Consider the following 13,337-nt stretch of genomic DNA (forward strand, 5'->3'; position numbering starts at 1 on the left):
AAAAATTCGGGCGGTACTGTGGGGTCAAGCTAAGACCCCCCCTTACCCCCCCTCACGGAGGACGTCGGTAGAGCCTTGCTTTGTCCCCGTTGCGCGATGCTTGCATCAGTCCGCCCGGTCGCCGGGTGTTGCTGGTTCGGCTGGCGAGGCCGTGTTTCCAACCATCCGAAAACCAAAAGCGGGTTTTCAGTGGATGGTTGTCTGCCCTCGCCGGCCGTCTGGGCATGTCGTCCAGGTGGCCGGCTTCCGGCACCGCCAAGACCGCTGGCGGGTGTTGCAATGGCCGTGGATCGATCCCCGGCTGTTCCGCTGTCCAGACCGTAGGGGCTCGCCCCTACACCCCGGTCATGGCGTCCTGCTCTGGTCGGCGGGTGTAGTCGATCGGTGGCGGCTGCCACGCGCCGAAATTCCGGCTGAAATCGACTGTCCCGCCCTTGGTTACGTACTTCGACACGTAGCCGGTGATATCCATCTGGCTGCGTGGTGCCTCTATTCGGTTCCGCCCGAATTCCCGATACCAGAACTCGTGCCACTGATAGCGGTTCATCAGACGGTTCAAATCGTCAGTCGCAGTTGCTGCGACGGCGTGGAAGTGCAGCCGGCCGTCGCGGTGGAACTCTTGCCCTCGCGCCCACTGGATGCCGCCATGCCATCGCGTGGCCCACTTCGGGCCGAACAGTTCGCGGTTGATGCAGCTGACGAAGTAGCGAAACGCTTTATCAGCCGCTTCCTCGTGGACACCACCGTTACGCCCTGTTTTGTTGAGCCGAAACGTGAGCGTCCAGAACTGTTGCCAGGGGATGCGCTGGAGTAGCTCGGCATATCCCTGCGCTTGCAAATCAGCAGGCCGCAGCACGTGCAGACCGTCAGGTGCGCATCCGTCGCCCGCAGCGTCTGAATGCTGCCCCCGCAGTGGTAACAAGGGCGGTTCGAGTGGTGCTCGTTCATGGCCCATCACCCTGCCCTGCCAATGCACTACGCAGCGCGGAGCATTCGTCCAAATGCTCCTGCGAAACGCGCTTGATCCCCAGCCAGAGTTGGCGTTGCTTGGCGGTCAGGCGCTGCGGAAACAGGTCCGAGCCATCGGCCGATGCCAGCACTTCATTGGCATGCCGGAACGCGATGCGCGCGCCGCGTTCGGTGTCGGCAATGCGGCTCATGGGCGCGGCCTCAACATCGCCCTGGACGCAACCAGCAGCTGTTCAGCGCGGAATGCAGCAAGGCGGCGCGCGTCGCGCCAGTCCAGTACCCACACATACAGCCGCGCCACACCGATGCAGATCAGCGCGACGCAGCAGAAAAAGAGGAACGGGCCGATCATGACGTGGCCCGCGAAGTGATGCGGCGCTTTGCCATGCGGGCCTGCCACATCGCGTTGTCACGGTCACGCTTGGCGGCATAAGCCGAGTATTCCAGCCCCAGCCGGCGAAAGAGCATGAAGGCGTTATGCAGGCGGATGGCCTTGGCGACGGTGCGGCGCAGGCCCTTTTCGGTGGCGATCATGCGGCCACCTGCGCAGCAGCGGGGAACACGACCGGCGAGCGGCGCACGATGGCGTGGCGGCCCGAGTGGCAAAGATCGGCAGCATCCCGATTCGCTGCGCTGTAGGTGTCGTAACCGTCGCTCCAGACTTCCCAAGCTTGCGCTAGCGTATTCCAGACAAGAACCGCGAACTCCGACATGGCGTAACCCCCTGCCCCCGTGCCGTAGGTGCCGCCCCTGCCCCTCCCGTCGGAGGGGCCCGGCCGGGGGAGCCGGTGGGCGGTGTCAGGCCTGCGCCAGACAATCCCAGTATATGGTATTTGCCTGACACTGCAAGGCATAGGCCTGACAAAATGCACGTTAAAACGCTTATTGCGCTGGCTGTTCAGCGATCATTAAGGAACAGCATGCGGGGACTCGCTGAGCAGATCGGGGTGACGGTCGCGTCGCTCAGCGAATGGAACACAGGTAAGCGCCCGATCCCTGATGACCGCATCCAGCAGCTGGCCAAGATCGCCGGACAGGACGCCGGCCCGTGGCTGCTGCTGATCCATTCGGAGCAAGACCAGGGCGAGCTGGGACGCGAGTGGGCGAAGCTCTACAAGCGCCTGGCATCGACGGCACTGGTGGTGGCAATTGCGGCCGGGACGATTTCACCGGCATTCGCAATGGACCCGATGCAGCTGGGCATCGAGGTGACGCAAGGGGCGAAAATCACTGAAAAAGCACCGCCCCGGCTAATTTCGGACGTCTATCACTTATCGGAAGTATATAAATGACCGGAAATTACCGGAAACGTCGCCTAAATTGCACGCTTTTATGGCTGATTGGATGTCTTCTGGACAGCCTTCAACGGCGCCCACGCTCGCTACGCCGCAACTCCGCCGGAATCGCAATCTCCACCTTGGCCGGCAACGTCATGATCCGCAGTTCGTTGCCATCCCACTCGAGGGGTTCGCCGTTGATGGTCGCCGCGCCGGGGGCACCTTCGTAGGGCCACGGCAGCACCAGCCCCCCCGTTGGCGGTTGCAGGCCGGCGGCGATCTGCAGGGTCAGCTGCCGGTCGCCGCGGGCCAGCGAATACCCAAGCAGGCCGTGGGTGGTGCGCAGGCCGTCCAGGGCGATGCCCTTGCCCGCCAGCCACGCCGTGGGCACGCCGGCGGCGAGCACGATGCTGGCGTCGATCTCGCGCTCGTAGGCGAACATGTCCAGCGCCGAGCGCACGAAATCCGAGGCCACCCAGGCGTGCGGCAGGTCGCCGAGGAAGAAGGGTTCGCGTGGGGTGTGCGAGACCACCTCGGCCCATTGGTTCCATGCCGGCGGCGCACGGTCCTTGAAGAAGAACTCGCTGGCCTCCCAGGCGCGTTCGCGCCAGCCCAGGCGCACGAACGCGGCAACGTTGCGCCATTCGTAGGGCGTGTAATCCTTCCATTCACGCTTGCCGTCGCGGCGCGCGACGAACTGCTGCCAATAGCGCTCGAAGGTGTTGTCCAGCGCCGGTTGCGGCAACCTGCCCTGTTCGCCGCCCGGCGCCAGCGCGATGGTGGTGGAGGTGGCGTCGAAATCGCCCAGTTCCACCGAGCCCGGCAGGAAGTCGATCCTGTGCGCAGCCATCGCCGAGCGCAGCGAGTCGTCCAGGTCCTGGCGGAATTCGTCGCGCGAGGCCGCCATTGCGAGGGCTTCTTCTTCCAGCCCCAGCGCAGTGGCCAGGTCGGCGGCATCCTTGTAACCACGCAGCGCCCAGAAATCGTCCCAATACGAATGCACCGGCTTGGCCGAATAGCCTTCGTGGCTGATCGATGCCGGCATCATCCCGTAGAAGCCGGGGTTGCGCGCATGGTTCTCTTCGGTGCGCTCGTCCAGGCGCAGCTTTTCCATGTAGCGCCACGCGCCCTGCACGTGCGGCCACATGCGTTGCAGGAAGGCGTCGTCGCCGGTGTGGCGCCAGTACTCGGCAATGGCGTGGATCAGTTCGCCGTGGCTGTCGTTTTCCGGCACCGGGTCGCTGCCGCGCGCGTCCACGCAGCACGGCACCATGCCGCTGTCGAACTGGTACGGCGCATACCATTCCAGATACTGGCGCACCGCATCCCCGCGGCCCAGCCGCAGCAGCGCTTCGGAAATCATCGCGCCATCGCGTATCCAACTGCGGGCATAGGAACGGGTGCCCGGTTGCAGGCTCGGGCCGACGCGCGAAATCAGCATGTGCGCCAATGCGGTGCGCAGCGTGTCGGCGAGCGGCTGGCCGGCCTCGGGCAGTTGCAGCTTGACCCGGTCGAGCTTCTGCCGCCACATCGCCGCCACCTGCTGCTGCGCGGTGTCGGCGTCGAAGCCGGCGGCCGGCGCGGCCCAGGTGCCGGTCTGCGGCAGCACCAGCACCACTTCCCTGCTCTGCCCCGGTTCCAGCTTCCAGTCGTAGACCAGCGCGCCGGACGCCAGCCCGGTGGCGTCACGGACTTCATGCATGCCCGGCAGGCGCTTGTCCGCCAGATGGGTGACGGCGAGCTTGCTGTCGAAGGCCGTGGCGAATGCGGTGTCCGGAGGCGTCTGCGCGAACACGCGGGGCTGGCCGTTGACGCTGACCGTGCCGTTGTCGATCGCCAACCGCTCGATGCGGCTGACGCCGCCAGGCGTAGTGAGGAACTGCCGCGGTGGATTGACCTGCAATGGGCGCACGGCCAGCGCCAGCCGGTAGTCGCGCGTCACCTTGCCGGTGTTGTGCAGGCGGTAGCGGGCGACCAGTTGCGCCTGCTCCGCCCTGCCCTGCACGAAGCCGGTGACCTGCAGGCCGAAATCGTCGTGTTGCCATTGCACCGTGGGAACCGGCAGGTAGCCATCGAGCAGGCTCTGGCTGGCCTTCGCGTCGGCCCAGCCCAGCACCTTGCCGTCCAGCACCACGAACGGCTCCACGCTGAACCCGGAACGCACCGACTCCAGCGCGCCGTCCTCGCCCATCAAGGCCTGTTCGCGGCCGCCATCCAGACCCAGCAGGGTCCAGTACGGCTGCTCGTCGCTGAAGCCGCGCGGCAGCGAGCCGCGTGGCAGGTCGCGCCCCACCGAGTGGATGAAGTCATTGGGCGTGGCGGCGAAATCCAGCGGCTTGAGGCTGATGTCGCGGATGCCGTAGCGCCAGTTGGGGCCGTCGACCAGGTCGAAGCGCAGGTAGCGCGCCTCGGTCTCCGGCAGCGCCAGCCAGTCGCGGCCGCCGCCGCCGGCCGTCACGTCGCGCAGTTTGCGCCAGTCGCGGCCGTCGCTGGAGGCCTGCACCACGTAGCGCGAGGCTTCCAGCCCCGGCGCCCACTGGATCACCGCGCCGCCGAACTCGCGCACCTTGCCGAGGTCGAGGCTGACGGTCTGCTGCTTGACCCCGCCGCTGATCCATACCGTGTCCGGCCTGCCGTCGGCGATGCGCTGCTGCAGGGCGGTGGCGGTGTCGGCGATGACGGTGGTGGTCAGCGCCGAGGTGTCTTCCTTCGGCAAGGGCCGCAACGTGAGCTGGTCGAAGCAGACCGTGCCCCTGCCGCCCACCTTGCTGTAGACGATGAATTCCACCGAGGCGCTGCGGCGCAGGCGCGTGTCCGGGTCGGGGCCCCAGGCTTTCCCGATGTGGCGCTTGCGGTAGCTCACCCGCGTCCAGTTCTTCGGGAAGTCGTAGCCGGTGCGGTTCACCCACCACACGTTGTCGCCGCTGGCGTCGGCCAGCTTGAACTGCAGGTCGTTGGCCGGCGAATCACCGCGCAGGTTGAACGACACCTGGTAGTTCTCCGGCCAGGTCACATCCAGCGGGCGGCGGATGCCGGCGTAGCCGGAGACCTCGTGGAAGTCGTAATCCAGGCACAGCGCCCGGCCATTGTTGCCGCTCACGGGCCGCAGCGAGCCGCTGACCTGCGGCGAGGTGATCAGCTGCCATGCGCCGATGTCGTCGAATTTCGCCAGCACCCTGCTTCCGCCGTCGGCCGCTGGCGCATTGCCGGCGAGGACGATGGTGGGGAGCAGCAAGATGGCGAGGAGGTTCTTCATCGCGGGGAGTCTTGATACGGCGTCGCAGGATTCTAGTAGGAGCGCACCTCGGTGCGCGATGGGATTCGCCGGGAAAGTTTCATCGCGCACCAAGGTGCGCTCCTACCCTTTCACGCTGCCCAGCAGCAGGCCCTGGATGTAGTAGCGCTGCAGCAGCAGGAACAGCAGCAGCACCGGCAGCACGGTGATGACCGCGCCGGCCATCATCATCTCCACGTCCATGATGTGCTCGCGCGAGAGCGAGGCCAGCGCCACCGGCAAGGTGTAGTGCTGCTGGTCGGTCAGCACGATCAGCGGCCACATGAAGTCGTTCCATGCGCCCATGAAGGTGAAGATCGCCAGCGTCACCAGCACCGGCTTGAGCATCGGCAGCACGATCCGGAAGAAGATGCGCGCCTCGCTGGCGCCGTCGATGCGCGCGGCCTCCAGCAGTTCGTCGGGGATCGAGCGCGCGTACTGCCGCACCAGGAAGATGCCGAACACGCTGGCCAGCGCCGGCACCACCACCCCGCCCCAGGTGTTGACCAGCCCCAACTGCTTCATCAGCAGGAACAGCGGCAGCATCGCCACCTGCGAAGGGATCACCAGCGCCGCCAGCAGCAGCTGGAACACCCGCTCGCGGCCGGCGAAGCGCAGCTTGGCGAAGGCATAGCCGGCCAGCGTGTTGAGCAGCAGCGAGCCCAGGGTGATGCCCAGCGACATGCCCAGGCTGTTGAGGAAGTTGCCGGCCATGCCGGTGCGCGCGAACAGCTCGCGGTAGTTGTCGGCGGTGATGCGCGAGGGCAGCAGCGGCGGCGGGAACTGCGACGCCTGCCCGCCGGGCATGAACGACACCGACAGCATCCACGCCAGCGGCGCCAGGCTGACGACGGCCAATACCAGCAATGCGCCGTTGACCCACCAGCCGTATCCGCGCGATTGGCCGATCTCGCGGCTCATACCAGCTCCTTGCGCCGGCCAAAGCGCAGCATCAGCGTGGTCACGCCGAGGATGATCAGGAACAGCAGGAACGCCACCGCCGAGGCGCGGCCCAGGTTCCACCACTTGAAGCCTTCCTCGAACATGAAATACAGCACGCTCACCGTGCTCTGCAGCGGGTCGCCGCGGGTCATCACGTAGGGTTCGGCGAACAGCTGGAAGTAGCCCGAGACGGTGATGACGCCGACCACCAGCAGCACCGGCCCGAGCATCGGCAGGGTGATGTGCAGGAACTGCTTCCAGCGCGAGGCGCCGTCGATGCGCGCGGCCTCGTACAGGTCCTTCGGGATCGCCTGCAGGCCGGCCAGGAAGATCACCATGTTGTAGCCGAAGTTCTTCCACACCGCGAACAGGATGATGGTCGGCATCGCCCAGTGCGGGTCGCCCAGCCAGTCCACCGGGTCGATGCCCGCCTGCCCCAGCGTCCAGTTCACCAGCCCGTAGCGGGTGTGGAACAGGTAGCGCCAGATCACCGCCACCGCCACCAGCGTGGTCACCACCGGCGCGAACAGCGCGGTGCGGAACAACGCCTTGCAGCGCGTCACAGGTGCGTTGAGCAGCATCGCCGCGCCGAGCGACACGGCGATCGACAGGGGCACGCCGATCGCCACGAAGTACGCGGTATTGCCCAGCGACTTCCAGAATATCGGCGTGCGCAGCAGGTCCAGGTAGTTGTCCAGGCCGATGAAGCGCAGGTTGTGCGGGTCGGCCAGCGCGTACAGATCGAAGTCGGTCAGGCTCAGCGCCAGCGCCGACAGCACCGGCAGGCCGAAGAACACGCCGATGACGATCAGCGCGGGGGCGGCGAATACCCAGCCGGCGAGCCTGCCACGCTTCATCGTGGCGTCTCCTGCGCTTGCTGCTCGACGATCCAGCGCCGCTTGGCGAGGATGTCATCCACGCGGTCATCCAGTTGCGCGGCCGCGGCGTCCTGCGCCAGCCCGCCGCGCACCACCTGCTCGGTGACGATGCGCATCTCCTGCGCGATGCGCTCCCATTCCAGCACCTTGGGCGTGGGCTTGACCCGCTCCAGCTGGTCGCGGAACGCCGCGGCCAGCGGGTCGTCGGCCAGTTGCGGCGAATGCCAGGCGCTGCGGCGCGGTGGCAGGTCGCCGATGATGGCGTGCAGGCGTTGCTGCATCGCCGGCCGCGACAGGAATTCGATCAGCTGCCATGCCGCTTCCTTGTGCCGCGAGGAGCGGAACACCACCAGGCTGGTGCCACCGGCGATGCCGGCGCCGGGGCCATCGGGCCCGGGCAGCGGCGCGGTGCCCCACTCGCCCTGCAGCGACGGCGGCTGGCGCTTGTTGAACTCGCGGATGTTCCACGGCCCGGACAGGTAGAACGCGGTGAAGCCGCGGAAGAACTCGTCCCAGACGTTGGAGATCTGCGTCTCGGACATCTTCGGCGCCCAGCCCTGCTGGTACATGTTGGCGTAAAAGCCCAACGCGCGGCGGAAGCCGGGGCTGCGGAAGTTGCCGCGCGTGTCATCGTCGCGCAACAGCGGGTCGTCCTGCTGCAGCGCCAGCGACAGCTGCGGCTCGAACTCGTTGAGCGGCATCAGCACCGGGTAGCGGTCCGCCCCCATGCGCTGCTTCAGCGCGGCGTTCATCCGTTCCCACTCGGCCCAGTCGCGCGGCGGGTGGTCGTAGCCGGCCTCGCGCAGCAGGTCCTTGCGGTAGAACAGCAGCCGCGTGTCCACGTACCACGGTATGCCGACCAGCTGCCCGTCGATGACATTAGTGTTCCAGATGCCGGGGAAATAATCCTGCGGCGCGACTTCATCGGAAGCATCCACCCAGGGCTGCAATGGCGTCAGCGCCTGCAGCGTGGCGAATTCGGGCACCCAGGTATTGCCGAGCTGGCACAGGTCCGGCAGGCCGTCGGCGGCATAGGCGGTCAACAGCTTCTCGTGCGCGGCGGTCCACGGGATGTTCTGCACCTCCACGCGGATGCCGGGATGCTCGGCCTCGAACTCGCGCACCAGTTCGCCGACCACCTCGGCCTCGCGCCCCATCGCCCAGAAGCGCAGCGTGGTGCCCTGCTGCGGCCGCGCGCAGGCGGCCAGCAGGGCGAGGCACAGCAACGTGGCCAGGCGCAGCATCGTCATTCCCTATTGCTGTGGCCGTGGCGTGGCCGCTTTCTGCTCCTGCGCGGCGGCCGCGCGCGACTCGGCGATGCCCACCGCGCGCGCCGAGGCGGCCTTTTCGTCCTTCTGCAACGGCTGCCAGTCCTTGCCTTCCGGCAGCAGCCAGCCGCCGCTGAAGCCGGCCCGCTCCATGCCCTTGCGGATGTACGGGTTCTTCTTCATCACGTTCCAGACGAATTCGTCGCGGTAGTTGGCGATGCCGGCCAGGATCGGCCCCTGGTCGATGGCGATGTAGTCGCTGGCCACCCAGCCGCGGTCCGGGATCAGCCGCCCGGTCTTGAGCGGGATGTCGTAGTTGAAGCTGGGGTTGAACGAATCGAGGAAGCCGTAGCTGGAATACAGGTAGTCGCCGTAGCGCTTGTGCATTTCCTGCGTGGCCGGGATCACCACCTCCGGCGCGAACGGCAGCGAGGAGATCGCCGCCGAGGGCACGATGGTGCCGTCGTCGAAGTTCTCGCGCAGGCCGGCGCCGCGCGCCGAGTAATGGCGGAACTGGCGCTGCTCGCCCTTGTATTCCTGGGTGGTGTTCTGCGGGCCGTCGCCGGCGGTCAGGCCCCACACGTTCTCGCCGTAGTCCTTCCACTGCATCGGGTTGGCGATGGCGTACTCGCGCTGGGCCAGGGTGGCGCGGCGGCTGTTGAGGAAATAGTCGATGCCGCGCTCGCGCATGTAGGCGTCCTGCAGGTCGCGGAAATCGATCCATACGTGGCTGTACTGGTGCCCGAACAGCGGCCCGAAGGAAAGGTATTCCTGGCCCTGGAACACGCCCCAGTCGTTGTCGTAGGTACGCGTCCACACCGTCCACGCATCCGGCCCGACCGGGTGCGTCGGCGAGCCCAGCGCCAGCACGTAGAGCATCATCGCCTCGTTGTAGCCCATCCAGTCGTGCTGGATGAAGCCGCTCTCGGGGAACCAGCCCATCGACACCAGCGGCTTGTTGCGTTGCAGCCACTGCCAGTCCACGCGCTTGTAGAGCGTGTCGGCGACCTGCCGGATCTCCTTTTCGCGCGGGTCGTTGCCGTCGTAGTACGACTGCGCGAACAGCACGCCCATCATCAGCAGCGCGGTGTCCACGCTGGAAAGCTCCACCCAGCTGTCGTAGCGGCGGCCGTCGCGCATGTCCAGGAAATGGTAGTAGAAGCCCTTGTAGCCGGCCTTGCCGGTGGATTGCGGGCCGGTGGGCACGTCGCGGAAGAAGCGCAGCGTGGCCAGGGTGCGGTCCACCGCCTGGGTGCGGCTGACCCAGCCGTTCTCGATGCCGATCGGATAGGCGGTCAGCGCGAAGCCCACCGAGGCGATGGACGCGAACGGCCGCGACGGGTAGCGGTCCGGGGTCAGCCCGTTCTGCTCGTTGGTGGTGTCCCAGAAGAACTGGAAGGTGCGCCGCTCGATGTCGTCGAACAGCGGCGGCAGCTCCGGCTTCATCGGCCGCGGCGGCAGGTCGGCCTCGATCAGGATCACCTGTGGCGGCACCTTGGGAGTGGCCGGCTCGGGCGGTGGCTTGCCGCACCCGCCGAGCAGGCCCAGCGCGAGGCCGGCGGCGGTACACGACAGCAGTTGGGTGGTGCGCGGGTTGCTCAAGACGCTTTCCGTTGGGTGGAGCCGTTGGAGAATGCCGATGCCGGCAGGCGAGCGCCCCGGCCGCCGCCAAGGGCGGCCGGGCGCCGGGCCTTACCAGTCCAGGCCGAAGGACAATTTGAAGGTGCGGGTCGCATACTGGTCCCAGCTGTTGATCACGCCGGTATTCCAGTTGATGCCATAGCCGCCCCAATTGGTCCAGTTGAACACGTTGATCACGTCGGCACGGACCTTCAGCTTGAGGTCGGTGCCGGTATCCCAGGTCTTGGTCAGCGACATGTCGAACTGCTTGAAGCCGAGGTTGCCGTCCGGCTCCCAGCTGCGCGGGTGTTCGTAGCCGCCGGTGCCGTCGACGTCCCAGCGCTTGATCTTGCTGGCCAGGGTCAGCTTGCCGGACACGTTCATGCCCCACGGCAGGTCGGTGAAGCCGCTCATCACCAGCCGGTGGCGGGGCGCCCACGCACCGTCGTACCAGCCACCGCCCGGGAAGTACCAGCCGTACACCGGGTCCTTCTCGTGGATGTTCTGTTTGGCATCGGTGAAGGTATAGGCGACGTTGAAATTCCACGGGCTCTCGGCCGTGTAGGGCTTGTCGGCGCTGAGCAGCAGTGCGTTGCTCTTCGACTCGAAGCCGTTGGTCGCCAGGATCAGCCCGCCCAGCCCCGGCGGGTTGGCGCCGCTCCACGGGCTGCCCGCATCGTTGTAGTAGCTGCCGTCGCCGCGGCGGTTGCCGCGCATGATCAGCAGGCCGTTCTTGTAACGGATGTGCTGCAGGGTGGCCGAGGTGTTCCAGTCATGCCCCATCAGCGCGAAGGTGTTGCGCATGCCGAGGCTGATCTGGTCCGAGTACGGCGTCTTCAGGTCGTTGTCGAACATCCACACTTCGCGGCCGGCCTGCGACGAATCCACCAGCGACATCAGGTAGTCGCGGTCTAGCAACTGCGTGCTCCAGTCCAGGCAGTCGCTGGCCGCCGGGTCGCAGGCATGGCCGGGCGAGTTGATCTTGAACTCGCGGGTCGGGAACGTCGCCTTGGTCAGTTCCAGCTGCAGGTAGTCGAACAGGTTGCGGTCGTAGGAGCGGCCGATGCCGCCGAACAGCACGTGGCGTTCGTCGCCGGTGAAGTCGTAGGAGAAACCGAGGCGCGGCTGGATGGCATCCTTGAACGCCTTGCGGTTGTTGCCGGTGCTGATGAAACGGTTGATGTCGATGCCGCCCAGCGCCAGCGTCTGCGCATAGGTCTGGCCCGCCGCCGCGCCGTCCTGCGGGTCCTGGGTGGCGAGCGCGGCCAGCACGTCGGCATCGGTGGCGTAGTCCAGGTACGACGGGGTTTCCTCGTAGTCCCAGCGCAGGCCGAGGTTCAGGGTCAGGCGCTCGGTGACCTCCCAGTCGTCCTGGATGTAGAGGCCGAACTGCTTGTTCTTCGAGGTGACCGTGCCGCCGCTGGTGCCGGCCGCCGGGCTGCCGAAGCGGACGAAATACGGCACCGCCCCGCCCTGGTTGATGTCGTAGTAGAACTGCGGGTTGTAGGGTTGCTGCTCGGTGGTGTCCAGGTCCACCTGCTTGTACTTCACGCCGGCCTTGACGGTATGCCCTTCCCAGCCGAAGAAGGTGGTGTCGTTCTGGAACGACCAGCCCTTCTGCCCCTTGTCCTGCAGGCCGCCGTTGCCGGCGCCGATGCGGAAGATCTGCTTGCCGTCGTTGGACGAGCCGTCGGTCAGCACCATGCCGTTGCCGTAGTTGGCCGGCGCCATGCTCCAGAACGCCTTCTCGTAGGTCAGGTGGGCGTCGTTGAGCCAGTTGGTGTTGGAGAACTGCCAGTGCAGGTCGTAGCGGTCCTCGTCGACGCCGGCGTCGGTACCGTAGCTGCGCGCGCTCTGCCCGCCGACGTTGCCGATGTCGCTTTCCTCGCGGCGCTTGTAGCTCAGGTCGACCAGGTTCTCGTCGTTGATCGACCAGTCCAGCTTGCCGAAGTACAGGTCTTCCTTGAACGGCGTGCTGGCCGCGCCAAGCTGGTCGCGCCATGCCGGCGGCAGGTCCGCCGCGGCGAGGCCCTCGCCCGGCGTCAGGTCCTGCGGCGCGTTGTATTCCTTGGCCTCGTAGGTGACGAAGAAGTGCGCCTTGTCCTTGACGATCGGCCCGCCGAACGCCGCGCCGTACTGCTTCTCGCTGGAGCGGGTCTTGCCGACGCCGTTCTTCTCGCTTTCGCGTGGCTCGCGCCAGTCCTGGTTGGTGTAGTCCCAGAAGAACGAGCCGGAGAAATCGTTGCCGCCGGAGCGGGTCGCCGCGGTCACCGCCGCCGAGCTGATCTGGTCGTACTCGGCCTTGTAGTTGGAGGTGATGACCTTGTACTCGCCGATGGCCAGCTGCGGGAACGGATTGCCGCGGCTGGAATCCTGCCCGGTCAGGCCGCCTTGGGTGACGTAGTTCTTCTGGCCGATGCCATCGATGTAGACGTTGACGTTGTTGGCGCTCTGCACGCCGCCGCGCAGCTTGGTCGCGCCGTTGGACGGGTTCTGCTCGAAGCTCATGCCCGGCACGGTGTCGGCGAAGGCCAGGAAGTTGCGCGTGCCCTGCGGCAGCGCCTGGATCTGCTGCGGGGTGATGTAGGTGGCGATTTCCGAGGTGCGGGTCTCGATCGGCGCCTGCGCCGTCACCTGCACCGCATCCAGCGTGGTGGCCGCCCCGCCCTGCCCGCTTTCGGCGACGCCGCCGACGCCGAGGTTCATGGTCGCGGTCTGGCCCACCTGCACGGTGACGTTCTGGCTGCTGCTCGCGCCGCCGGCCTCGACGTCCACGCGATAGGTGCCCGGCGGCAGGCCGGCCAGCGCGTAGTTGCCGCTGGCCGTGCTCTGCACGCTGCGGCTCAGGCCGGTGGCGAGGTTGGTGGCGGTCACCCGGGCCTGCCCGGCCGGCGCTGAATCGGCCGTCACCTGGCCGCGGATGGTGGCGCCGGTGCTTTGCGCGAACGCGGGTGCGGCGCCCAGCAGCAGGCAACTGGCCAGCGCGCAGCCGAGCAGCTTGCGGGACGGACGGGTCTTGCGGGTGGTGTGACGGTTCATGTGCTGCTCTCCGGGTGCGGCAGCAGGGCTGCCATTCGGTTCGGTGGTGCGGTGCCCTTGGCGGGCACCG

At 66.9% G+C, this 13,337-nt stretch carries 12 protein-coding genes; 1 reads left to right on the forward strand and 11 read right to left on the reverse strand.

Annotation, left to right across the window (positions count from 1 at the left end):
* Positions 1-334 precede the first annotated feature (334 nt).
* Genes MIC98_RS09775 through MIC98_RS09795 form a run of 5 tightly spaced genes read right to left on the reverse strand, consistent with a single transcriptional unit; the run spans position 335 to position 1,682 of the window.
* On the reverse strand, positions 335-955 hold the full coding sequence (locus MIC98_RS09775; RefSeq protein ID WP_239737024.1) for a replication endonuclease: 621 nt from the start codon (positions 953-955) through the stop codon (positions 335-337).
* A complete protein-coding gene (locus tag MIC98_RS09780; protein ID WP_239737025.1) occupies positions 945-1,160 on the reverse strand; it encodes a hypothetical protein in 216 nt (71 codons plus the stop codon). The genes MIC98_RS09775 and MIC98_RS09780 overlap by 11 nt, the downstream gene beginning before the upstream one ends.
* Entirely contained in the window at positions 1,157-1,321 is a 165-nt protein-coding gene (locus tag MIC98_RS09785; RefSeq protein WP_239737026.1) for a hypothetical protein, read from the reverse strand. Before MIC98_RS09785 ends, MIC98_RS09780 begins: the two co-directional genes overlap by 4 nt.
* Positions 1,318-1,503 (reverse strand): hypothetical protein, encoded by a 186-nt coding sequence (locus MIC98_RS09790; RefSeq protein ID WP_239737027.1) that lies wholly within the window; start codon positions 1,501-1,503, stop codon positions 1,318-1,320. Before MIC98_RS09790 ends, MIC98_RS09785 begins: the two co-directional genes overlap by 4 nt.
* Positions 1,500-1,682, reverse strand: a complete 183-nt coding sequence (locus MIC98_RS09795) for a hypothetical protein (protein ID WP_239737028.1) — start codon at positions 1,680-1,682, stop codon at positions 1,500-1,502. The genes MIC98_RS09790 and MIC98_RS09795 overlap by 4 nt, the downstream gene beginning before the upstream one ends.
* A gap of 207 nt (positions 1,683-1,889) precedes the next feature.
* Here MIC98_RS09795 and MIC98_RS09800 point away from each other — a divergent pair, with 207 nt between their 5' ends.
* A complete protein-coding gene (locus MIC98_RS09800) occupies positions 1,890-2,261 on the forward strand; it encodes a DUF3693 domain-containing protein (protein ID WP_239737029.1) in 372 nt (123 codons plus the stop codon).
* Between the two features lie 70 nt (positions 2,262-2,331).
* Here the strand turns inward: MIC98_RS09800 and MIC98_RS09805 are convergent, their stop codons facing one another.
* The 6 genes from MIC98_RS09805 to MIC98_RS09830 form a co-directional block, all read right to left on the reverse strand.
* On the reverse strand, positions 2,332-5,502 hold the full coding sequence (locus tag MIC98_RS09805; RefSeq protein WP_239737030.1) for a discoidin domain-containing protein: 3,171 nt from the start codon (positions 5,500-5,502) through the stop codon (positions 2,332-2,334).
* Positions 5,503-5,604: 102 nt separating this feature from the next.
* Positions 5,605-6,441 (reverse strand): carbohydrate ABC transporter permease, encoded by an 837-nt coding sequence (locus MIC98_RS09810; RefSeq protein WP_239737031.1) that lies wholly within the window; start codon positions 6,439-6,441, stop codon positions 5,605-5,607.
* Positions 6,438-7,319 (reverse strand): sugar ABC transporter permease, encoded by an 882-nt coding sequence (locus MIC98_RS09815; protein ID WP_057641625.1) that lies wholly within the window; start codon positions 7,317-7,319, stop codon positions 6,438-6,440. Before MIC98_RS09815 ends, MIC98_RS09810 begins: the two co-directional genes overlap by 4 nt.
* Positions 7,316-8,590 carry a sugar ABC transporter substrate-binding protein gene (locus MIC98_RS09820; protein ID WP_239737032.1) on the reverse strand — a complete coding sequence of 425 codons (1,275 nt, stop codon included), beginning with the start codon at positions 8,588-8,590 and terminating at the stop codon, positions 7,316-7,318. The genes MIC98_RS09815 and MIC98_RS09820 overlap by 4 nt, the downstream gene beginning before the upstream one ends.
* 3 nt (positions 8,591-8,593) lie before the next feature.
* Positions 8,594-10,150 (reverse strand): glucoamylase family protein, encoded by a 1,557-nt coding sequence (locus MIC98_RS09825; protein WP_239738122.1) that lies wholly within the window; start codon positions 10,148-10,150, stop codon positions 8,594-8,596.
* Between the two features lie 150 nt (positions 10,151-10,300).
* On the reverse strand, positions 10,301-13,267 hold the full coding sequence (locus MIC98_RS09830) for a TonB-dependent receptor (RefSeq protein ID WP_239737033.1): 2,967 nt from the start codon (positions 13,265-13,267) through the stop codon (positions 10,301-10,303).
* Between the last annotated feature and the right edge of the window lie 70 nt (positions 13,268-13,337).

This window comes from Stenotrophomonas sp. NLF4-10, assembly GCF_022359915.1.
Lineage (GTDB): Bacteria > Pseudomonadota > Gammaproteobacteria > Xanthomonadales > Xanthomonadaceae > Stenotrophomonas > Stenotrophomonas daejeonensis.